The following is a 22,070-nucleotide window of genomic DNA, read 5'->3' as shown; positions in this document are numbered from 1 at the left end:
CGCTATAACTTGGCCTGGCTTCAGGTACGAACGAGCGAATCGCGATAAGCGCGCCGAACCATTTCATGAAAATGATGCACGGCGTTCTCTCGTAACGGATTCAGGCGTCCGGCTTCGTAGGAGCCAGAGGCCAGGCCACGTTGCACGTCTTCGCAGATGGTGACGTCTTCATCCTGCACTTCATCGCTGAATTCGATGTCTTTCGCACGCCGGGCCTGTGCTTCCGCACTGCCGTCGGGCGCGTAGTAGAAATCGAATTCGACGCGGCACCGATCCACGCCTCGCGGCAACACGCGATTGGTCTGCAGGCGGCCGGGCAGGATGTTGAGCATCGCGTTCGGATACAAAAAGTAGTAGAGCGCTTCGCCGCTGCCGTAGAGATCGTCGCCGCTTTCAAGGGGGCTGAACTGATATGAATACCACTCGGCGGTTTCGGTGATGTAGCTGCGATAGTCGAGCAGGCTGTTCAAGCCGGGATGGATATGCGGCACGTGATAACCTTCCAGATAGTTATCCACGTAGACCTTCCAGTTGCACGCGACGTCGTAGCCGACGCGATGGTGGAATTCGTAGTCGTGCAATGAACGGTTCGGGCCCAGGCGCTCGTCGATGCCCGCCACAAACGCATCGAAGGGTGGGGCGTCGCCGATGGCGACGAAAACCAGGCCTTGCCATACATGCACGCGCACTTCCGGCAGGCGAATGTCGGCGGGGTTGAAGTCCGGCGTGCGCCCCATTTCCGGTGCGCCGCGAAGCACGCCGTCCAGTCCGTAGGTCCAGCCGTGATAGCGGCAGCGCAGGTTTTCCGCGCCGCGGCCGTCGCAGGTGGCGATGGGGCCTGCACGATGCCGGCACACGTTGTGGAATGCGCGGATGCGGGATGCGTCGCTGCGCACGATCAGCAGCGGCAGTCCCGCAATTTCCGTGACGACGTGATCGCCGACGCCGGCAAGTTGCGAGTGATGGCACACAAGCTGCCAGCTGCGCGCGAAGATGGCAGTGGCATCCAAGCCGGGCATGCGCGCATCGGTATAGAACCGCGCGGGCAGCGTCAGCGCGTGATCGAGTTGTTGCGAGGCAAGTGTGTCGGGAGAAAGTAACTCGGTCATGGCTACACGTTACGGTGGCGGCAACCGAGTATTCATCGAACCGCAGTGCAGCATCAACGCGGTGCGGAGCTCGAAGACCCTTTGGTACCGTTGGCGGTCATTTCCGGCTCGGCGGGGACTTTCTTGCCGGTACCGGCACGCGTCCACACCGCGACGTAGTCCACGACCATGGCGTGCCCCGGTTCGGTGGTCGGCGTGGGCGTGGGACGCCAGCCCGCCATGACGAACGAAAATCCCCCGCCCATCGCGACGTCGAGCAATACGAAATAGCCGCGCTGGGTGGTCAGGTCGTGCCACACGCTGGGCGAAAGCTGGTTTTCGGTGACCTGGTTGATCTGCACGCCATCGACGAACCAGCGCATTCTTTCCGGCGTGACCGATCGATTCCATTCGAACGTATAAGTGTGAAATGCGCCCGTGCAGGCCTCGTGAGGGCAGGGAACGCGGCTGCCGATGCCCTGCGGCTCCGCGCAAGGGCCACCCGGATTGATGCCGCAGTGAAGAATGCCCCACACGCTGTCCAGTCCGTTGACGCTCTCCATGATGTCGAATTCGCCGGCGTGCGGCCACGACATGTCAGTGCGATAGTTGCTGCCCAGTGCCCAGAACGCGGGCCAGTAGCCGAGCGCTTGAGGACCGTTCACATTGGGCATTTGAATGCGTGCCTCGATGCGCAACATGCCTCCGTCCGGCGCCATGAAGTTGTCCTGCACGCTCTCGATGCGCGCGGAGGTCCATTGGCCGCTGGCATCGCGCTGGGGAATGATCAGCAAATGCCCCTGGCCATCGAGATGAATATTGCTCGGGTCGTCCGTAAAGGACTCGGTCTCGGAAGTGCCCCAGTCGACGGGACCATTCGGATACGAATGACCGATGTCGAAGCGCCAAAGCTTGCTGGAGGGTAGTGTGCCGGCAGGGCCGTCGAAATTGTCGCTCCACTGCAACACCCAGCCCGGTGGTGTCGGAATCTGCGCGGCATGGGTCGTGGAAACATGGCTGGCCAGCCCGATGACCGTTATGCCGATACCCCAACCGATGATTTTCGAAATGCGATGTCCTGCCAGCGCAAAGACCTTGGAGAACTGCTTTTTTTTCTGCATGAGCACTTACACCCTTAATGGGCAGCTGATACCGGCGAGACAGTTTTACTGGAAATCGCGGTTGAACGAGTTATGCAAGGCTATCGACATGGGGCAAAAATTCTGTAACGCAAGCCACACTATGGCAGCATGCCAGTGAGCGGAGGCTGTTTTGCCGCAGGCAGCGAGACTCCGAGAATCCTTGCAATGGTGGGCGCCACACGCAGATTGCTGATGGTGCCAAGGTCCACTCCGGCACGGATATGTGCGCCGGATGCAACGAAAAGCGCATCCATATCGGGGTTGGTGTTGAGGTAGCCGTGGGCCCCGCGGGCCGGCGTCACGTTCTGGATCACCGGCTCATCCGTGCCGTCCATGAACGCGTAATCGGGCTTGGCGACGAGATAAAGATCCGGCGCCTGATTCGTCGAATCAGATGACGGGATGCCGAACTTACGGGCTTCTTCGTTGGTGTAGACCGCCGCGATGCCAGGCAGCTTTTCGAAATAGGATTTGAGCTTGGGAACGAGCGCTGCACGTTGCGCTGGGTTGTGAACATACAAGGATGCTTCGCCACCTTCCGGCTGTATCCATACATCGCCCTTGTAGCGCCCATCCTGCATGCGCAAGAAACCCTGCTGCACCAGCGCGGCGTTCGCATGGATCATGTGCGTATAGTTGGTGAAGCCATGATCCGAGGCGACGATGAACGTGATGCGATCAAGCAGCCCCGCCTTGCGCGCTGCATCGATCAGCCGTGCAACGCTGCTATCGGCGTAGGCGAAAGCGGCATACCCAGCAGGCGAGAGCGCGCCGTATTCGTGCTGAAGCGTGTCGGTTTGCAGAAGGTGGAAAAGCAGCAGGTTGGGCGTGTGCCGGGTCAGGATATTGATCGCGGCATCCGTCCAGATTTGATCGCGCCAGGCGGGACTGCTGTCATCGAACGTTGCGATGTCCTGCTGGGTGACCAGTCCCTGGGAGATCAGATCCTGCACGATCGCGCTATCCGCGGTGGGTTTCTCGGCAAATTGCAGGCGTACGTTCCTTGCTCCATATATCGCCACCCAATCCACCTGACCCGTGGTCATGCCTTTCTCTGCCAGCGCGTCGTACAAGGTGCGCGCATGCACGAGTTCATCCCTGGGTACCCAGGGTTTGACCTCTATCGCGCCACCGTCGGCAGGAAAGGAAAGCAGGCCGTTGAACAGCACGTGGTGCTCGCTCGCATCGACGCCGGTGATCAAGGCCGTGTGATTGGGCCAGGTAATGGCTGGATTGATCGGCAGCATGGCGTCGGCATGCGCGCCGTGGGCGATCAAGGCGCGCAGCGTAGGCATCGGCAATTTGGGATCGCGCAGTGCGCGCGCTGGAAATCCGTCGATGGTGATGAGTACGACAATCGGTCCCTGTGTGGCAGCGCTGCCATCGTTGGGCGATTGGGCACGCAAGGACGGGGACCCTGCCAATAGCGCTGCAACCAAAGAGGCAAGGACCAGAACCTTTCGCATGGCGTTTCTCAGGGTTTGTGTGCGCAATGCACCGATGGGGCAGCTTCGCATCTTTCGCTTGCCGTACTCAATCCGTTCGATGCCGGAAATTCCGCATGAATGGGCTTTGACATAAAGAGTGCCCATGTTTACGCTGCTGCCGCACATAAACACGCTTCGGCCCAGTGGTTTCCTGTAACGGTTCGCTCCACGCGGCGGGGGAAATGCTATGCAGATGACTGGCGTGCCGGCGCTGATACGCGGCGAACGGTTTCTTGCGCTCAGCGTGCTGACGACTTTCGCCTTCGCGTTCCATGGCGATACGTTGCTGGGCGAATTTCCCAATCTGTATCGGCTGGCCCTGATTTTCTTCTGGCTGTTTTCGGTGGTGTTGGGTTCCGCTCTGGCCGTGGTGCGGCATGGTGAGCATCTGGCCGAACGGCTGGGCGAACCCTATGGCACGCTGATCCTTACGCTCTGCATCACCTCGATCGAGGTTGTCAGTATCACGGCGATCATGTTGCACGGCGAGAACAATCCCACCTTGGCGCGCGATACCTTGTTCGCCGTGACCATGATCGTTCTCAACGGCATGGTCGGGTTGTCGCTGCTGCTGGGCGGTTTGCGCTATCGGGAGCAGTATTTCAATCTGCAAGGTGCGAATGCGTATCTGGGTGTGATTATTCCGCTCGGCGTGATGTGTCTGGTGCTTCCTGATTTTATCGCCACGGCATCGGGTCCGCCGAGGCTTTCCATAGCGCAGAAAATATTTGTCGCGATCGTGTCGCTTGGCCTTTACGTGGCATTTCTGTTTTTGCAGACCAGCAGGCACCGCACCTACTTCGTGCCGCAGGAAGAGAGAACGGAATCGCGTGCTGCGAAGGCTCACGCGGCGACAGCGCCGCTGTCGTTTCACGTCGTCATGCTCGCGATTTACATGGTGCTGGTGGTGTATCTGGCCCAAAAGCTGGCGCCGCCGGTCGATTACGTGGTGGAGACGATGGGCAAGCCTGCCGCCCTCGCCGGTCTTGCGATGGCGGTTCTGGTGGCCACGCCGGAAATCATCGGTGCCGTGCGTGCCGCAGGACGAAACAATCTCCAGCGGTCGATGAATATTTTCCTGGGTTCCGTGCTGTCGACCATCGGTTTGACCATCCCGGCCATTATTGTCATCAGCGAACTTACGCAGCATCCCATCATGCTTGGCCTGCAGCACACCGATCTGCTTCTCTTCGTGCTGACGCTTGCGCTGTGCATGATTACGTTCTCCAGCGGACGCACCAACTTTCTTCAGGGTGCTGTCCACCTGATTCTCTTTGTCGCGTATTTGTTCCTGATTTTCGGGGGGTAGCTTCTCAGTGACTTGCTTCGGGTACGACGATGTCTTCCCGGTGGATGACGCGATCGTTGTCGGTCTCAAAACTCACCTGGTACTTCCCGGGCCGCAGGTAGAGATCGCTGGACGGTACGCCCTGATTGCTGCTGTACACGGCGATGTGGGTGTCGGAGAGACCTAGCGGCACCTGTTCCAGCAGCATCCGATCCGCAGGAATGGCATCGGCGCCTTCGTTGTCATAGCGCGCTTCGACCAGGCAGGGGTAGTGCGCGCGGCAGTTATCCGCTGTCACCGGATAAGGGCGGCGCAATCCGCCCAGGCTGAGCCAGCCGGGTCGTCCATGCTCCAGCTTGATGGGCGGAAAGAAAACGCTGATGTCGTAGCCAGGTCGCAGAGACCAGGGCTTCCCCTTGGCGTCGACAAACACGATGGGTTCATCCGGATGGAGTTTTTGCATCACCGTGGTGTAGTACGGATGATCGTCGTTGCTCGATGGCCGCGGGTACAGCATGGTTTGCTCCACCGAAAGCATGGGTTCCTTGGCGAGCGCGGACAGATATTCCGCCATCGACTTGCCACCAAGGTAGGGCCCGGACGTCACGATGTGGTCGTAGCCCGCATTGACGATCAATCGCGCCTTCGGGTCATGCGCGAAGACTTGTTCGTAGATATGCCGCGCCTGCTCGGCCTCGCGCGCGTCGCCGCTCAATGCACTGGACGTCGCTTCATAAGCGACAACCTTGAAGCCAAGCTTCAGCGCCGTGCGCACCATCTCCGCATACACGGGTTCCTCGGTGTAGAACCCGCTGTCGTCGGTGGGATAGCCGCGCGATGCAAGTGCCGTGTCGCTCTGGACCAGCGTTTCGGCTGCGAAGTAGTCGAAGCCTTCCTCGCGCAGTCGGCTCAACAGTTGCACCGTGAGGCTGCGGGTGAGCGCCACGTTGTGCGCTTCGTTGAACAGCACGATGCGATAGTGCCGGGCGAGTTCCGGTATAGCTTCCACGGCGGGGCGTGCAGTGTAGATGCCTGTCGTCAATGGGGATGGATGGTCGTCCGGCTGCGCGGGTTGTGCGATTGAAAAGCTCTTGACGGCCAGCGGGTAGTCGCCAAGAAAGCTCTGATACCAGCTGACGTACTGGCCGAAGATCATGCGAAACGCACGAGAGTTGTCGCTGGCATAGGCCTGTCGCAGCACAAGGTATTGCGCAAGCAATCCTTTATGGGCGTTGGCCTGCGCCATGATCTTGTCGGACTTTTGCGCGGCGGCAGCCTGTTCGGCTGTCCATTCGTTTTCCGATTGCGCACAAACGGACGTCGCCGTGGAGGCCATCCACAGCACGCATCCGATGGCGGCTACCCGGCGCGCAGACATCAGCACTCTCGGTGGACAGAGCTTCGCAGCTCTTTCAGCCTGTTTTAACCCGAACGTCCGTGGCGATCCAGTTCACTTCCCAGGTTTTGCCGCCATCGTCGGAAAACGCCTGTTCGAAATGACACGAATCCGGCTTGATATCGGAGATCACGAATCGGACCAGGATCGCGCGGCCGTTGAAGGTTTCCTGGTCGATGAATTCGCCGCGCCCGTTCTTGAATTCGCCGATGGTCGGTACGCCGAGACTGCCGCCGCGGCTGCTGGCGACATTGAGGCTCCATTGATGCGCATCGGGATTGTAGAGGCGCAGCGAAAGCAGTTCGAGGTGACCGGCCTGGCCGTCGGCTTCCAGTTCCACGAGGTTGGCTCGTCCATCCCAGACCTTGCGAACCACGGTGGTGCCATCGTACGTGGCCCAGGCATGCGAGCCGCTCAAGGGATGAAGGAGGCGCGTCAGGTGCGTTTTCCAGGTGCCGATTTCAAAGTCGAAATCATGCGCGCCATCGCGGTATGACGGGCCGGCGTGTGCGTCAGTCGCCTGAGCGGACGCGCGTCCCGTACATAGCGCGAGACTTGCGATGCACGCGATGCCGAGCAGCGCCATTTTCCCGTACGTCGTCATGGTCATCTCCTGGCTGAAGCCGGGTCTACGTTACGCCCGGCGACATGCGTGCCCAATGACCACTTTCATGCGCGGCAATATAGCCATTTCGATCGTCGCCGCATCGTTGGATAATCGTTCGTCTTTAGTTGGTTCGTCAGGAGTACCGCCATGAAATCCCGCGCCGCCGTCGCATTCGCCCCCGGCAAACCTCTGGAAATCGTCGAGATCGACGTCGCGCCGCCTCGCGCGGGCGAAGTGCTGGTGAGAATCACTCACACAGGCGTTTGCCACACGGATGCCTTCACGCTGTCGGGCGACGATCCCGAAGGCGTGTTTCCGGCGGTATTGGGGCATGAAGGCGGCGGTGTGGTGGTCGAGGTGGGCGAGGGCGTGACGACGCTCAAAGCGGGCGATCACGTCATTCCGCTCTATACGGCCGAGTGCGGCAAGTGCAAATTCTGTCTGTCGGGCAAAACCAATCTTTGCCAGGCCGTGCGCGCGACGCAGGGCAAGGGCCTGATGCCCGACGGCACGACGCGCTTTTCTTATCAAGGCAAGCCCATCTATCACTACATGGGCACGAGCACGTTCAGCGAGTACACCGTCGTGCCCGAAATATCGCTGGCGAAGATCGATCCGCAGGCGCCGCTGGAAAAGGTCTGCCTGCTCGGTTGCGGCGTGACGACGGGGATCGGCGCGGTGCATAACACCGCCAAGGTCGAGCCCGGCGCGACGGTGGCGGTGTTCGGCCTGGGCGGAATCGGCCTTGCCGTGATCCAGGGCGCCGTGCAGGCCAAGGCCGCGCGCATCCTGGCGATCGACATGAACCCGGCGAAGTTCGACCTGGCGCGCGACATGGGCGCGACCGATGTCATCAACCCGAAAGATCACGACCGGCCGATTCAGGAAGTGATCGTCGAGATGACGGATGGCGGCGTCGATTACAGCTTTGAATGCATCGGCAATGTCGACGTAATGCGCGCGGCGCTGGAGTGCTGCCATAAGGGTTGGGGCGAGAGCGTGATCATTGGCGTCGCGGGTGCGGGCAAGGAGATTCATACGCGACCCTTCCAGTTGGTGACGGGGCGCGTATGGCGCGGCAGCGCTTTTGGCGGCGTGAAAGGCCGCACTCAGTTGCCCAGCATGGTGCAGCAGGCGATGCGCGGCGAGATCCGGCTCGATCCCTTCATTACGCACAAGCTGCCTTTGGAACGGATCAACGAAGCCTTCGATCTCATGCACGAGGGCAAATCGATTCGCACCGTCATCCATTTCTAAGCCAGGGCGTCGCAAACATGGAACGCATTGAACATCGCGCCTGTTTCGGCGGTTGGCAGGATGTATACGGGCACCGTTCCGAAGTGCTTGGCTGCGACATGCGCTTTGCGGTTTACCTTCCACCGCAGGCCGCCAAGAAGCCGGTGCCCGTGCTGTACTGGTTGTCCGGCCTTACGTGCACCGAACAGAACTTCATCACCAAGGCGGGCGCGCAGCGCTACGCGGCGGAGCAGGGCGTTGCGCTGGTGGCACCGGATACCAGTCCGCGTGGAGAAGGTGTTGCCGATGCCGAGGGTTACGATCTCGGCATCGGCGCCGGTTTTTATATCAACGCCACGCGGGAACCCTGGGCGCGGCATTACCGCATGCACGACTATGTCGTGCATGAATTGCCTGCCTTGATCGAGGCGCATTGCCCTGTGACGAATGCGCGTGCGGTCAGCGGTCACTCCATGGGTGGCCACGGTGCGTTGACGATTGCCTTGAGGAATCCAGGCCGCTATCGCAGCGTGTCGGCGTTTTCCCCCATCGTCGCACCCTCGCAAGTGCCGTGGGGAGAGAAGGCGTTCGCCGCCTACCTCGGCGACGATCGGGAAGCCTGGAAGGCGTGGGATGCCACCGAACTCGTACAAACAGCGAGCGAGCGGCTACCACTGCTGATCGATCAGGGCGACGCGGATGAGTTTCTCCGAACGCAGCTCCGTCCCCACTTGCTGAAGACGGCTGCGGAGGCCGCCGGTCATCCGCTCACGCTGCGCATGCAGCCCGGATACGATCACAGCTATTACTTCATCGCCAGCTTTATCGGCGAGCATATCGCGTATCACGCAGCGGCATTGCGCAGCTGAAACCGGCGATCCGCATCGGCGCATGCATCGCCGATGCGGATGTTCCGTGCAAGCGAAGCGGCTTGCCCGTTCTTCAATGCCCCAGGAACGATTTACCCTGCTTGAGCACGGTATCGCAAACCTTGGTGGTGATCTTCGACTTCATGTCGCTCGAGCCGCCGCCGACGCTGCCAAGGTCCATGGTCTTGCCGTTTCCGCCCTGCAGAATGCCTTTGGAGCCGCTCAGGTAACCCGAGTCGCTGCTGGCCTGGCCACCCATCTTGCCAAGCAACTGATTCTGGATGCCCGATGCGCCGGAACCGCCGCCTAGGTAATTGTTCTTGACGCAGTAGCCCAGGAGGCCGGCCACGTTCCCCATGCTGCCGGACGTCATCGAGCCGCCGCCGGGCACCATGCCGCCCAATTTGCTGCCTAGGCTGCCAAGGTCCTGAGCGAAGCTTGCGCTGCAGGCAAGGCCGAATCCGATCACCAAAATACCGCCGATTTGCTTTTTCATGAGCGTTCCTCCTCCTTATGGTGCGAGCATTCAACACCCTTGCTCGTTAGGGATATGTCACTAACTGCCGGCCATTGTTATCGATTGTTCCTGAATACAATCCCCGGTTGTTGCCGCGATGTGCGACACGTCTGTAACGGAGAATGTGGTGTAGTGGCGCGTATTGCCAACGGAGACCGTGCGCCATGTATGAACTCCCCGCATTCGGTTCTGACTCGCCCATCAGGACCCACCTGACCGGCTACGATCTCGTCACCAAGCCCATGTTGAACAAGGGCATGGCTTTCAGCGAGCGAGAGCGCGACGTCTTCCGATTGCACGGTTTGCTGCCGCCCCACATCGGCACCATCGACGAACAGATCGAGCGCCGCCTCCGCGTCATGCGCGCATTCAATACCGACTTCGAGCGCTACGCCTTCCTGCGCGATTTGCAGGACACCAACGAAACCCTGTTCTACGCCGTGCTGATACGGCATTTCGACGAACTGCTGCCGCTGGTCTATACGCCCACCGTGGGCGAAGGCTGCCAGCATTTCAGCGAGATCTGGCGCAAGCCGCGCGGTCTGTTCCTGAGCTATCCGAACAGGCACCGCATTCGCGAGATCCTGTCCGATTCGCGCTTCGACCATGTGCGGGTGATCGTCGTCAGCGACGGCGAGCGCATTCTCGGACTGGGCGACCAGGGCGCGGGCGGCATGGGCATTCCGATCGGAAAGCTTTCGCTCTATACAGGCTGCGCGGGCATTCATCCGGATCTGACCTTGCCCATCCTGCTGGACGTGGGCACCAACAATCACGAGCGCCTTACCAATCCGCTTTACATCGGATGGCGTCACGAGCGCATCGTGGGCGCGGAATACGATGTGTTCGTGGAGGAATTCGTCAGCGCGGTGATCGAGCGCTGGCCGAACGTGCTGCTCCAGTGGGAAGATTTCGCCGGCTCCAACGCCAGCCGCATGCTGGCCAAATACCGCGACCGGCTTTGCACGTTCAACGACGATATCCAGGGCACCGCCGCGATTGCGGCGAGCACGCTGCTCGCGGCGATCAACGTCACGGGCATCCCGCTGACCCATCAGCGCATTGCCGTGCTGGGCGCGGGTTCGGCAGGGTGCGGCATTTCCTCGTTGCTGCTGCGGGTGATGGTCGATGCGGGCTTGAACGAAGAACAGGCGCGCAAAGCGTTCTTCCTGGTCGATCGCAATGGATTGCTGCTAGAAGGCATGGAAGGCATCACGCCCGCGCAGACGCCGTTCGTGCAACAACGCGACGTCGTGAAGGACTGGTCGCTGGGCAAGCCGGATCAGATCGGCTTGTTCGATGTCGTGCGCAACGCGAAACCTACCGTGCTGATCGGCGTGTCAGGTCAGACGGGCGCCTTCACCGAGCCGGTGGTTCGCGAGATGGCGCAGAACGTGGAGCGCCCGGTGATTTTCCCGTTGTCCAATCCCACCTCGCGCAGCGAGGCGACGCCACAGCAGTTGATCGAATGGACGGACGGGCGTGCGTTGATCGGTACAGGCAGTCCCTTTGCGCCGGTGCAGTGGCATGACAGGCGCTTCGACATCGACCAGACCAACAACTCATACATCTTTCCGGGCGTAGGCCTTGGCGTATTGGCGGCGGGCGCCAAACGCGTGACGGATGCGATGTTCATGGTCGCCGGCAAAGTCGTCGCGGACATGTCGCCGACGGTCAGTGACCCGCACGGGCGTCTGCTGCCGCCCGTCGATCAATTGCGTGCCGTGTCGGTGGCTGTGGCGAGGGCCGTGGCTATCCAGGCCCAGGCCGACGGCGTAGCCGACGTTTGCGATGAGGCGACGCTCGACAAGCGCATTCAGGCGATTGTCTGGGAGCCGCGCTATCGTCCCTACGAGTTGGTCGTCGCGTGAAGATCGCCCACGTCGAATAGCTGGAACTCGCGAATGCGCGCCGTGCATGTGCTGGACAGGATGTTCAGCCGCACCTTGGTGGCCGTGGTGGGTGCGAAGCGATCGATCTTCATATGGCCGATGGCTTCCGCCTTGACCACCGGTGTCCATGCGCCGTTCGTCCATGCTTCGACCGCGTACTTCTGCACGCATTGACCTTCGTTCAGCCATTCCATCGTGAGCGTGTGATCGAAGGTCACCGGCTTGGCGAAATCGACTTCGAGCGTGGCGTGATGAGCATCATCCGGCGCGGACCAGAACGTATCGCGATCGCCATCCAGCGCGGCGGCGACATTGGCATCGGCGGCGAGATGGTTTTTCGCCAGATCCTTGTCGACACCGTAACGCGCTTCCAGCGCTTCGCCGAACTCCTTCAGACGCGCCACGTCGGCATCCGGCAGCCGGCCATGGCGATTCGGCGCGATGCCAAGCATCAACTGGCCGCCGCGTCCGACGCTGTTTTCCCAGATGTCGACCAGCTCATCGACGCTCTTGAGCGTCTTGTCGCTGTCGGGATGCCAGAACCATTGCAGCTTGTGCAGCGGCGTGTCGACTTCCACCGGGCGCCAGCGCAGTTCGCTATGGCGATCGATCACGTTCCAGTTTTCGCCGTGGATGTGTCCGTCTTCCTGTCCCACCCAGCGGATGTCGCCATAGCCGAACAGCGACACATCGGCGAAGACCATGGTGTTCGACTGGTAGGTACGCAGTTCTTCGACGTATTTCTTGAAGTCGTAGACATGACCCGCGCTGCCGGCGCCATCGAGCCACCATTCGACCAGCGGGCCGTAACCCTGCACCAGCTCGTCCATCTGCGCGAGGTAGTACTTATCGTAGGCGGCGGAATCCTTGTAGCGCGGTTCGTGGCGATCCCAGGGCGAGAGATAAACGCCGAATTCCATGCCTTCTTTGCGGACGGCTTCTTCCGTCATCTGCACGAGGTTGCCCTTGCCATTCATCCACGGGCTCGCCTTGACCGAATAGTCGCTCTGATCCGTCGGCCACAGCGAGAACCCATCGTGATGCTTGGCGACGAGCACAACATACGTTGCGCCAGCAGACTTGGCTGCACGCGCCCACTGGTCCGGATCGACATGATCGGGATTGAACACCTTGGGATCGGCCGTGCCGTCGCCCCATTCGCGATCCAGAAACGTGTTGGTGCCGAAATGCACGATCACGCCGAATTGAAGATCCTGCCAATGCAACTGCTGCGGCGAAGGTTTGACATCGACGAAATTCTGGGCCGAAGCGCTGCCGGCAACGGATAGGGCCATCGCAGCAGTGGCGAAAAGAAAACGTCGATTTAGGAGCATGGCTTCAGAACCTGTCAGGCAGTCGAGGACTTCGTGCGTGTGGTGGGTGGCGTGCGCAGACGATCAGTCGGGCCGTGAAGGCATGCCGAACTGCAACGCATCGGAAATCTCGCGGGTGGCACTCAGCAGCTCGGCGATGACGTCTTCCATGGTTTGCGCCGTGGTCTGCTGCTCGATATACGGAATCGTGAGTGCGCAAACGGCGCTGCCGTGCTGCATCACCGGCGCGGAAATATCCGTCACGGCGTCGACGACGTTGCTCGGTTCCGTGGCATAGCCGCGCGTGCGCAATTGCGTCAGCAGCTTCATCAGCTTTTTGCGTTCCAGCGTGGGTTCGTAACGGGCGATGAGATCCAGCCAGCGTTCGCGCACCTTTTCTTCCTGGAAGGCCAGCAGCACATGGCCGGACGTGGATTTCGCCATCGGACGGCGATGCCCGACGCGCACCACCAGTGCCACTTCGCCGGGCGGATCGACGCGGGCGACCACCACGATCTGTTCGCCCGACGGCACCACCAGATGGCAGGCCTGGCCGCTGATATCGGCGAGCCGGTGCATCACCGGCATGGCCGCCTCGATCGTGCTTTTGACGGGCGGCTGCTCCATGCCCAGACGGAACAGGCGCGGGGTGACCGAATAGCCGATGTCGCCTTCGCCGCGCGCGATGTAATCGCGCTCTTCCAGCACCTGCAGCATGCGGAATATCTCGCCGCGCGAGCGCCCGACGCCTTCGGAAATTTCCGCGATGCTCAGGGGGCGCTTCGCGCCGGCGAGAAGCTCGAGGATGTCCAAGCCCTTGTCCAGGGCGGGCGCACGGTATTTGGGAGGTGGGTTGGCCATGGTTTTTTCCCCTTTTGGTCACCGGCTGCTGACTCTAATAGGCGTCTTCGATCAGCTGTCCAGGGCTAGCATGTTGCGGCGCGTCTTGTAGTATCCATGAATAACGGTTTCATATTTGCACAAATGGGCGGCAACGTCACGCGCGGGTAGGCGTGGTTCGGGAGAAGAGGGTGGATGTGCACACTGTGACAGAAGAGGTTCCCGTGTCCGCGGCCGGCGCCGCCGAAAACGACCGGCCCGGCTGGCTTCCGCTGGCGCTGATCGTCAGCCTGTTCTTTCTTTGGGGCGGCGCCAACAACCTCAACGACGTGCTCATCGCGCAATTCAAGAAGGCCTTCGTGCTCAGCGATTTTCGCGCAGGGCTGGTGCAGAGCGCTTTCTATCTCGGCTACTTCCTGGTGGCGATGCCGGCGGGCATGTACATGCGCCGCTTCGGCTACAAGAGCGCGGTGATCTTCGGCCTGGCGCTTTACGGCGTGGGTGCGTTGCTGTTCTGGCCCGCCGCATCGGTCGGCACGTATGAACTGTTTCTGCTCGCCTTGTTCGTGATAGCCAGCGGATTGGCGTTTCTGGAAACTTCGGCCAATCCCTTCGTGACCCTGCTCGGGCCGCGCGAAACGGCGACGCGGCGACTCAACCTGGCCCAGGCGTTCAATCCTCTGGGTTCGATCGCGGGCGTGCTGATCGGCCAGCATTTCATTTTCTCGGGTATAGAGCGATCACCCGCGCAGATTTCGGCCATGAGCGCGGCCGAGCGCACGGCGTATTACACGAGCGAAACGCATGCCGTGCAGTGGCCGTATCTGGTGATCGGCCTGGTCGTGCTCGGCTGGGCGTTGTTGATCATGCTGACGCGCTTTCCCAAATCGGTGACGGCGCATACCTCGTCCGCCACGCACGCGGGCGCAGGCGTATTGGGCAAGCTGTTGCGCGACCGACGCTTTGTCGGCGCGATGTGCGCGCAGTTTTTCTACGTCGGCGCCCAAGTCGGCGTCTGGAGCTACACCATCCGCTATGTGCAGGCGACGATGACGGGCACGTCGTCCAGGGACGCCGCCAACTTCCTCATGGCAGAACTGGTGTGCTTCATGGCAGGACGATTCGCCGGCACGGCACTGATGAAGTACATAGCGCCCGTGCGGCTGCTGATGGCCTTCGCCGCGATCAACGTGTGCCTGACACTGTACGCGGTGCTTCATCCAGGCAGCAGCGGCGCTTATGCCTTGGCGGCGTGCAGCTTCTTCATGTCGGTGATGTACCCCACGGTCTTCGCGCTGGGCGTGGAAGGGCGGGGCGACGACGAACGCAAACTCGGTTCCGCACTGCTCGTGATGACGATCATCGGCGGCGCCGTACTCACCGCAGTGATGGGCGCCGTCTCGGATCACTCCAGCATCGCCACGGCCATGAGCGTACCGGCGTGCTGCTTCGCCGTGGTCCTGCTGTTCGCCTGGCAGCGCCGTCGCAACGTGGCGGAGGCTGCACGCTGATGGCACGTCTCTACTATGCGCTCGACCTGAAAGACGACGCCGAAGCGATTGCCGAATACGAACGCTGGCATCGCCCGGAAAACGTGTGGCCGGAAATCGTGGCGTCCATCCGCGCATCAGGCATCGAGCAGATGGAAATCTTCCGCACCGGCAACCGCCTCGTGATGGCCGTGCAGGTGCCGGACGATTACGACGTATCCGCTACGCGCGGTAGTGATGCGAAGACGCAGGCGTGGGAGCAGTTGATGGATCGCTACCAGCAGCGTTTGCCGTGGAGCGAAGCGGGGCAGAAGTGGGTGCCGATGAGGCGCATATTCTCGTTGACGGAAGCGCTCGATGCGAAGAGTTTGAGTTGCTAGCTTTTCACAGGCGCTTGGCGGGCTTGGTAACTACAATTGTCATTGTTAGCTCATTGAGAGGGTTGGACTGCTCGGTGAGCTAACAATGACAGTGCGGGGCTATTCTCATAGGAGCTTCTCTGCGCGGAAGCGCACGCGAGTGTAATCCACCGTCCAACGACCATCACTACCCAGGAGATATGGTTCTAGTTTCCGCGTTACCTCATTAAGAAATTCAACGCGAGTCTTATCGTCTTTTAGCGCCGCCAAATACGGACTGCCGAACGTCCTGATCCAATCTGCGATCGGGTAATTGATGGTCACTGGGCGATCAAACAGCATAATCGTCGCGACACGAAGCCCACCGCTTTCAAGCACTTCGCGGTACTCTTCCGCTGTCGGGAGATACCAAGGGTCGACCTTCACTGGGTCAATTCCCCGCCTTGCAAGCGCACCATGAACCTCGCGCCGAATATGGTAGGCGTTCTTTGCGCCTGCAAACTCACCGACGAACCGCCCACCCGGTTTAAGTGCCCGCTCGACACCTGCCACCAGTGCCTTAGCATTCAGCATCCAGTGGAGTGCTGCATTGCTAAAGGCGGCATCGAATTCGTTGTCAAATTCCATGACTTCCGCGCTTAGAACATGCACTTCGAGTCCCCGGGCACGAGCTGCGCTTGCCAGTTCGGGGCTGTAGTCGATGCCAACGAGTTGCGCACCTCCCGCTGCAATTTTTTTCGTCAGGTAACCATCGCCGCAACCGATGTCGAGAACGCGCTCCCCAGCTTGTGGATCCAATAGCTTTACAGCTGCACTAGCCAGGTCGCCCACGAATCGAGCGTTGTTGGCGTAGAGTTGCGGGCTCCAATTTTGCAGTTGAGAACTCGCGCGTATCATTGTTGCGCACCGTCCGTCGTATGAAGTTTTGTGATGAACTGTGCCGATTTACCGCCAACAAAGGTGCGGTTTAGCATCGTGTGATTCGTGTGCGTCGGCCCAGAATCGGAATCCGGATGGAATATGGCGATGCGCAAAGTTTCGTCATTGCTTTGGAAGCTGTGTGGAAGGTAGGGCGGAATGAAGAAGGTTGTGCCAGGATGGAATCCGAGCACGCCTTTTTTTGTCTTGCATTGTCCGTTCCCTGACAGAATGATCCCTGCGCGAAGTGAGGGATGCGTATGCATCGTCTGAGAAACGTTGCGCGGTAAATGCATGAAGTTGAGACATGGTTCGCCACGGACCGGTGGAGGCAACAAAAGGCTGGTCGTACAACCATCAACGTAGCGAAGGCGTCCCTGCTCTTCAGCCGGTCCGCCAGCGAGAAGTGGGCTGCGATAGCCTAAGCTCGACAAAACAAACGCACGCCCTTCACCCTTAATCTGAGTAACCCCCGGAAAACTACCGAAGCAGCCCTCCGAGAGATGATGCGTCGCATTCTTCAGCGAAACTTGAAATTCACCATCACAGACCACTACGTAATGGCTCGCTTCCGCTTCCAGCGTGGCTGCCTTGCCAGTGGTCAATATAATTCGTACTGAATGCCGGTCATCTGAAAATTCGTATTTCTCAAACCGCTCAATGGTACTTACGAACATCCGGTCGCTATCGAGGCGTCGAATAGCATTACTCATTTTTTTCCTTCCGTGGGAGTGCAATGCAACAGCAAGCCGTGAGCTAAGAGCGCGGGATCTATGCCTGACGATCACTTCGCAATTCAATCCGCTTGAGCTGCGACAAGATTTTCCCTGAATTGATAAATACACCAAGGCCGACGATTACCAGGGCAATGGCAAGAATCCGGTAGTGATCGAGGCTCTCGCTGAAGAAAAAGTGGGATGACAGCATTCCGGAAATCGGCACCAGCAATGAAAGCGGGGCGACCTCAGAGGACGGATACTTTTTCATGAGGTTATTCCAAACCATGTATCCCAGGATCGTCGTCACGTAGGCCTGGAACAAGACCGAAATGATTGCCGGGATCGTCAAGTTGTCCTTGATCTCGATGAATGGGGCGAAACCCTTCACTGCCACCGTCATGATGAAGATTGCGGGTGCAGAAAATGCGCTCGACCAGACGATGAACGCAATCATGTTCTTCGGCTTCTTGGACTTGACAATAAGATTGCACACGGCCCAAGAGCCTGCGGCGAGCAGCACCAGAGCTACGCCTGTGTTTGTCGATGGCTCGTGAGAGAGAAGAAAGACGCTGATCAGGCCGATGACCGACAAAGCCATGCCGGCCACATGGATGGCGTTGATCTTCTCGTTGAAGAGGATTTTGCTCAGGACGATCGTAAAAAATGCGCTGAATTGGAGGAAGACAGACGAGATCCCAGCGGACAGCCCGTTGTACATCGCAAAGTTCACGACCCACCACATTCCGGCGCCGAATAGTGTTCCATAAAGTGCGAGATATTTGATCTCGACGTCCTTGGGGCGCGGTACAAAGATTATTGCCGGCACTGCTGAGAACAGAAAGCGCAGGAACGTCAGCGTAAATGGATCGAGGGCTTTCAGGCCCATCTCGATCACGGAGAAGTTTGCCCCCCACATGATCGTGACCAGTGCACCGATAATCAGATCTGATCTCTTCACCTTGATGACACCTATTAAAGATGCGCCGAGTGCTATCGGCGCATGTTCCATTGCGCGCTGCGAAATCGATTAATTCGTAAGCTTAAGTTTGCGTCAGGCCAGTTCTGTCGGCTTTACGCCGTAGTAAACGAATTTGTCGAAGTCCTCGTGACGATAGGTGTCGTGACGCTCGTAGTAGTTGTAGACCACCGTGAGCTTCTGTTCGGTACTTGTTGGCTCGCTGTCATGCAGTGTCTTTCGACCCTGCATGACCACTAGTGCGCCTTTTTTCGCGTAAATTTTGCGCGTCTCGATCCACGGATCCTTCTTGCTCGGATGAGACCTTTCGATCTGCATCCGTAACGGCGCCTCTTTATTGTCCGTCAGGAACAACAAGACCGTAATTCCATTGGTATCGTAGTGAAGGCCGAGAGTGCCGCCGCCGGGTGGATATGCTTTGATATTGATATCCGACACCGGGTACGGCGAGACTACCGCGTCTGCGCACGTGATCACGCTAATTAACGGAAGTACGGCATGGTAGATCACGTTCAGCTCGGGCAAGTGCGCCCGGATGTCGTCGCCCTTGAAAATATGGTGGTCGTATTCACCGCCGAGGTCGGAAACAGCATTGGTGCCTAATGCCTTGTGCTTGACGTGGTCGACAAGATCCTCCGCGATCACACCATTTACCCGCGCGGCGAGCCGGTCGCAGATATATTCGGGAATGAGGTTTTCCACCACAGTTACCAAGTCGTAGAAATAGTTGTACTGATGCTTCCTAAGATCAAACACAAACGTATCCTCACATTTTCAATTTCCAATTTCTATCAAGGACTCGAGCTATCTCGATTCATGGCGCATGCACGGCGCGTAACTTTCCCGTGGCGAAAAACAAGAGAGAATGTCGCCTCGGGTTGGGAAGCATTGCAAAAAATGAGTGCTCAGCGCGTTGGCCGATGTATAGGTTTTGTGTAGTCGTGTGCTGGTGTGAGCGGTAGGTTTTGCGAAAAAGAGGCCCATAGGGCTGTGCGTAGGAAGGGGAAAAAAGGGGAGGGGGCGGGAAAGGGGGGCCTGAAGATGGACCACTCCTGATTTTGCAGACACCTGAAAGTGAGGACTCTCACGGAGGTGTTTGATGGAGAAGCCTCAACGATTCACGGCAGAGTTCAAGCGCGAGGCCGTTCGGCTAATGCAGATGAGCGGCAAGCCACCGGCTGTGGTGGTGCGTGAATTGGGGTGAAATCAAAAAGCTTTATTTGCAAAGCGCCGGATCAGTCAGCATGGATGACAACAGCGCGCCCGTTCCATGGCTAAACCCCCAATTGCCGCCATAGCGCAGATCGTCGATACGCCAAAGCCGTTTCGCCTTACCCTCGCGCACTAGCAAAACCGTATCCGTCCAGCGCGGATGATCTTTTGTTCCCGCCTGGTCGTAGCGAAAATGCACTGGAACCTGCGCACGCATTCCGGAAACACGCGCGACTCCTACCTGAAAGCCCGTGGGGCCTTCAAACAAGCTGGAAAACAAATCCCCCTCGATCAGCGGCGGCTTGTCGCCCGGATGCTTCTGGATGCAGATCTGCTGCTGCGCCTTGGCTGCCCGCATCGCCGACAGCAGTCGAGCGCTTAGATACGGCGTCAATACACGCAACTGTTCGTCGTTGGGCAAGCCTTGAACCTTGAGCTGCGCGTTGGCGCGATAGAAACCGTCCACCGTTGCCGCCGGTCCGGCGTTACCGGCTGGCGCAACCGCAAGCAATGCCCTTGGCATGAGCAGCAACGCAACAAGCACGATCAAATAGCGATACATATCGACATCCACATTTACATGGGCCGGGTCCACGTCGACTCAATGTCGTCCTTCACAGCATCGTCAACCTCCGCCACGGATACACCCGTAAGCTCGTTGACTCGGCCGTGTCGCATTCCATAGAAATGACCGCCGCGTCGATAGGTGGCTGTCCAGGTGACGCGGTCTGTACTTGCTTGTTCGTAGTCGCCTTCGTACGTAAATCCATTTTTCGTCGTGCCAGAAACACTCGTCATGACCGCTGCCTTTGGGATAGTCGCGATCCCAGCATAGTCCTTTATTGGAACCAAGGCGTCCTCGGTGCGTTACCCTTAACTAACAACTGTAAGCGCATGCTACCAAGGCGCCGGGAAAGTAAATGCTTCTCCTTGGCAGGCGTCTCAGCCGCGCGGTCCTATCCCCTAACGCCAACTGAGTATTTCTCCGATTTCCATATCGGAGCTGCGGCTTCGGCCGCTCAAAATCCGCCATGCGGATTACCACTCAAGGCGAACTCATGTCTACTCATGATTCCAGCACCTCTCAAGTTTCTTCCAAGAACATCATCGATACAGCGGCAGCAAACGGCTCATTCCATACGTTGAGCAAGGCTCTCGAAGCAGCTGATTTGACCGCTGTGCTGAAAGGTTCCGGCCCGTACACTTTCTTTGCGCCGACGGATGCCGCGTTCGAAAAGCTGCCCAAGGGCACGCTCGAGAACTGGCTCAAGCCGGAGAATAAGGCGGAGTTGATTTCCGTATTGAAGTATCACGTTCTGCCAGGCCGGGCATCGTCCGTTGAGGTCGAAAAATTGACCGCGCCGAAGATGATGCAGGGTCAAAGCGCAACGGTAACGAAAGACGGCGAGACGCTCAGCATAGGTGGTGCCCAGATCACTCAGCGGGACATCGCATCGAGCAATGGCGTCATCCACGCCATCGATACGGTCATCGTGCCAACCAAACACTAACCGACAGGGGTTTGTGGCGGGGGAAACCTCGCCACAACGCATCGACTGAACACGCCATGGAAGGCACTCGGGCGCTGCCAGTGCAGATCTGTGGAGTGAGGGTGAGGATTGTTTTATGCAAAGCAATTCCATGTGCGAGAACTATCGCGGTTATCAAATTATCGCTATCGGGGAGGCCTGCGAGGTTCTTCACGATCAAGGCCGGATCGATCACTTTGCGCGCAAGTACCTGCGCCTGGATGTTCCTGCCGAGCTCGTGCTAGCCCTGCTCGTCGATGAGGCGGAAGAACGTATCGACGCGATCTTCATGGCCAATGAGTGCCCGTCGCGTCTAACGGTACGTCGTCAACAGAGAGATAGGACTCTAGCCGGATGAGCGAGCATCTACCCATCCGCGGAAGCGGTGAGCATCCGGTACGTTTTGGACACGACTCAATAAACCTACTTTTGCCGCCTTGAGACACCGGCGCCGTATCGGCCGCTCCGGCGTTGCAGGCGGACCCTTTCCGCAGGAGAAGTCATGAGTACTCATGTCAACAACCACACCCCGAATGACAATCTTGTTGATTCGGTCGAGTCCCTCAGTTCATTCATCGTATTGCGAAAGGCGCTGGATGCCGCTGGGCTTACCGTGATGCTGAGTGCCTCCGGTCCTTACACATTGTTTGCCCCGAACGACAGGGCATTCGCCAAGCTGCCGAAGGGGACCGTCGAGGATTGGCTAAGGCCGGAAAACAGGGCCGAATTGCTGTCCGTGCTCAAGTATCACATCCTTCCTGGCCTCGCATCTTCCGCTGACGTGGGCACCATGTCGCATCCCAAAATGTTGCAAGGCCAATCCGCCGTCATCACGAAGGAAGGCGACAAGATCAGAATCGATGGTGCCAACCTGATTGGGGTCGATATTGTGTCAAGCAATGGCGTCATTCATATGATCGACACTGTCATGCAGCCCATTGAGCCTTCCACGTTGCACTGATAGAGGGTGGCGCTGATAGGTTTGGGCATTCGCATGTAAGCCAAAACGGGGCAGGTTGAAGTAGACCCGTTTCCACGGACAGATCGATTCGACCTCGGGGCCAAGATACTTTTTTTAGGGGCGCCCACGACGGCCTTCCTTGGGTCATTGCCACATCCGGCTTTGCGTGTTGGTCCAGTTCTCCTTGCTTAGCCGATCCAGCGCGGCGCCGATCTGTGCGCTGATCTCCAT

At 59.0% G+C, this 22,070-nt stretch carries 23 protein-coding genes; 10 read left to right on the top strand and 13 right to left on the bottom strand.

The genetic code is table 11. From position 1 onward, the window contains the following. Positions 1-20: 20 nt before the first annotated feature. From DWU99_RS02880 to DWU99_RS02870, 3 genes are all read right to left on the bottom strand, one after another. Positions 21-1,109, bottom strand: a complete 1,089-nt coding sequence (locus tag DWU99_RS02880) for an aromatic ring-hydroxylating oxygenase subunit alpha (RefSeq protein ID WP_115476476.1) — start codon at positions 1,107-1,109, stop codon at positions 21-23. Positions 1,110-1,162: 53 nt separating this feature from the next. After that, positions 1,163-2,209, bottom strand: coding sequence for a family 16 glycosylhydrolase (locus DWU99_RS02875; RefSeq protein ID WP_115476475.1), 1,047 nt, complete (start codon positions 2,207-2,209; stop codon positions 1,163-1,165). A gap of 119 nt (positions 2,210-2,328) precedes the next feature. Then, on the bottom strand, positions 2,329-3,636 hold the full coding sequence (locus tag DWU99_RS02870; RefSeq protein ID WP_199535687.1) for an alkaline phosphatase family protein: 1,308 nt from the start codon (positions 3,634-3,636) through the stop codon (positions 2,329-2,331). A 268-nt stretch (positions 3,637-3,904) separates the two neighbouring features. On the opposite strand from DWU99_RS02870, the gene DWU99_RS02865 reads away from it, so the two are divergent. Further along, positions 3,905-5,026, top strand: coding sequence for a calcium:cation antiporter (locus DWU99_RS02865; protein WP_115476473.1), 1,122 nt, complete (start codon positions 3,905-3,907; stop codon positions 5,024-5,026). A gap of 4 nt (positions 5,027-5,030) precedes the next feature. Here DWU99_RS02865 and DWU99_RS02860 read toward each other — a convergent pair whose 3' ends face one another. Both DWU99_RS02860 and DWU99_RS02855 read right to left on the bottom strand, forming a co-directional pair. Further along, positions 5,031-6,383, bottom strand: coding sequence for a hypothetical protein (locus DWU99_RS02860; RefSeq protein WP_115476472.1), 1,353 nt, complete (start codon positions 6,381-6,383; stop codon positions 5,031-5,033). A 34-nt stretch (positions 6,384-6,417) separates the two neighbouring features. After that, a complete protein-coding gene (locus DWU99_RS02855) occupies positions 6,418-7,005 on the bottom strand; it encodes a hypothetical protein (protein WP_233510833.1) in 588 nt (195 codons plus the stop codon). Positions 7,006-7,155: 150 nt separating this feature from the next. On the opposite strand from DWU99_RS02855, the gene DWU99_RS02850 reads away from it, so the two are divergent. Further along, positions 7,156-8,265 (top strand): S-(hydroxymethyl)glutathione dehydrogenase/class III alcohol dehydrogenase, encoded by a 1,110-nt coding sequence (locus DWU99_RS02850; RefSeq protein ID WP_115476470.1) that lies wholly within the window; start codon positions 7,156-7,158, stop codon positions 8,263-8,265. A 17-nt stretch (positions 8,266-8,282) separates the two neighbouring features. Beyond that, positions 8,283-9,113, top strand: coding sequence for an S-formylglutathione hydrolase (gene fghA / locus DWU99_RS02845; RefSeq protein WP_115476469.1), 831 nt, complete (start codon positions 8,283-8,285; stop codon positions 9,111-9,113). A gap of 73 nt (positions 9,114-9,186) precedes the next feature. On the opposite strand, the gene DWU99_RS02840 is transcribed toward fghA, so the two are convergent. Further along, positions 9,187-9,609 (bottom strand): DUF2501 domain-containing protein, encoded by a 423-nt coding sequence (locus DWU99_RS02840; protein WP_115476468.1) that lies wholly within the window; start codon positions 9,607-9,609, stop codon positions 9,187-9,189. Between the two features lie 185 nt (positions 9,610-9,794). Here DWU99_RS02840 and DWU99_RS02835 point away from each other — a divergent pair, with 185 nt between their 5' ends. Next, complete coding sequence (locus tag DWU99_RS02835) at positions 9,795-11,501, top strand: NAD-dependent malic enzyme (protein ID WP_115476467.1); 1,707 nt, start codon at positions 9,795-9,797, stop codon at positions 11,499-11,501. On the opposite strand, the gene DWU99_RS02830 is transcribed toward DWU99_RS02835, so the two are convergent. Continuing rightward, entirely contained in the window at positions 11,480-12,856 is a 1,377-nt protein-coding gene (locus tag DWU99_RS02830; protein ID WP_115476466.1) for an alpha-L-fucosidase, read from the bottom strand. The genes DWU99_RS02835 and DWU99_RS02830 overlap by 22 nt on opposite strands. A gap of 63 nt (positions 12,857-12,919) precedes the next feature. Further along, a complete protein-coding gene (locus tag DWU99_RS02825) occupies positions 12,920-13,696 on the bottom strand; it encodes an IclR family transcriptional regulator (protein ID WP_115476465.1) in 777 nt (258 codons plus the stop codon). Positions 13,697-13,899: 203 nt separating this feature from the next. On the opposite strand from DWU99_RS02825, the gene fucP reads away from it, so the two are divergent. Both fucP and DWU99_RS02815 read left to right on the top strand, forming a co-directional pair. After that, a complete protein-coding gene (gene fucP, locus DWU99_RS02820; RefSeq protein ID WP_115477158.1) occupies positions 13,900-15,186 on the top strand; it encodes an L-fucose:H+ symporter permease in 1,287 nt (428 codons plus the stop codon). Continuing rightward, positions 15,186-15,545: an L-rhamnose mutarotase gene (locus DWU99_RS02815; RefSeq protein ID WP_115476464.1), complete on the top strand. Its 360-nt coding sequence runs from the start codon at positions 15,186-15,188 to the stop codon at positions 15,543-15,545. The genes fucP and DWU99_RS02815 overlap by 1 nt, the downstream gene beginning before the upstream one ends. Positions 15,546-15,650: 105 nt before the next feature. Here DWU99_RS02815 and DWU99_RS02810 read toward each other — a convergent pair whose 3' ends face one another. From DWU99_RS02810 to DWU99_RS02795, 4 genes are read right to left on the bottom strand one after another with little or no spacing between them, the layout of a single operon-like run. Further along, positions 15,651-16,421: a class I SAM-dependent methyltransferase gene (locus DWU99_RS02810; RefSeq protein ID WP_115476463.1), complete on the bottom strand. Its 771-nt coding sequence runs from the start codon at positions 16,419-16,421 to the stop codon at positions 15,651-15,653. Further along, a complete protein-coding gene (locus tag DWU99_RS02805; protein ID WP_115476462.1) occupies positions 16,418-17,155 on the bottom strand; it encodes a cupin domain-containing protein in 738 nt (245 codons plus the stop codon). The genes DWU99_RS02810 and DWU99_RS02805 overlap by 4 nt, the downstream gene beginning before the upstream one ends. A gap of 58 nt (positions 17,156-17,213) precedes the next feature. Then, a complete protein-coding gene (locus DWU99_RS02800) occupies positions 17,214-18,170 on the bottom strand; it encodes an EamA family transporter (protein ID WP_115476461.1) in 957 nt (318 codons plus the stop codon). Positions 18,171-18,212: 42 nt separating this feature from the next. After that, the gene (locus DWU99_RS02795; protein WP_115476460.1) at positions 18,213-18,893 is read right to left on the bottom strand and encodes a hypothetical protein; all 681 of its coding nucleotides are present in this window, start codon (positions 18,891-18,893) and stop codon (positions 18,213-18,215) included. A 343-nt stretch (positions 18,894-19,236) separates the two neighbouring features. Between DWU99_RS02795 and DWU99_RS21485 the strand changes: the two genes are divergently transcribed. Next, positions 19,237-19,341 carry a transposase gene (locus DWU99_RS21485; RefSeq protein ID WP_233510832.1) on the top strand — a complete coding sequence of 35 codons (105 nt, stop codon included), beginning with the start codon at positions 19,237-19,239 and terminating at the stop codon, positions 19,339-19,341. Positions 19,342-19,353: 12 nt separating this feature from the next. Here the strand turns inward: DWU99_RS21485 and DWU99_RS02790 are convergent, their stop codons facing one another. Beyond that, on the bottom strand, positions 19,354-19,911 hold the full coding sequence (locus tag DWU99_RS02790; RefSeq protein ID WP_115476459.1) for a YqhG/Tai3 family protein: 558 nt from the start codon (positions 19,909-19,911) through the stop codon (positions 19,354-19,356). Positions 19,912-20,407: 496 nt separating this feature from the next. Here DWU99_RS02790 and DWU99_RS02780 point away from each other — a divergent pair, with 496 nt between their 5' ends. The 3 genes from DWU99_RS02780 (at position 20,408) to DWU99_RS02770 (ending at position 21,839) form a co-directional block, all read left to right on the top strand. Further along, positions 20,408-20,860, top strand: a complete 453-nt coding sequence (locus DWU99_RS02780) for a fasciclin domain-containing protein (RefSeq protein WP_115476458.1) — start codon at positions 20,408-20,410, stop codon at positions 20,858-20,860. A 115-nt stretch (positions 20,861-20,975) separates the two neighbouring features. Next, positions 20,976-21,236 carry a hypothetical protein gene (locus DWU99_RS02775; protein ID WP_115476457.1) on the top strand — a complete coding sequence of 87 codons (261 nt, stop codon included), beginning with the start codon at positions 20,976-20,978 and terminating at the stop codon, positions 21,234-21,236. Positions 21,237-21,380: 144 nt separating this feature from the next. Further along, a complete protein-coding gene (locus DWU99_RS02770; RefSeq protein WP_115476456.1) occupies positions 21,381-21,839 on the top strand; it encodes a fasciclin domain-containing protein in 459 nt (152 codons plus the stop codon). The last annotated feature ends 231 nt before the right edge of the window (positions 21,840-22,070 follow it).

This window comes from Dyella psychrodurans (assembly GCF_003363265.1).
Taxonomy (GTDB): domain Bacteria; phylum Pseudomonadota; class Gammaproteobacteria; order Xanthomonadales; family Rhodanobacteraceae; genus Dyella_B; species Dyella_B psychrodurans.
This window is presented reverse-complemented; position numbering and strand designations above follow the sequence as displayed.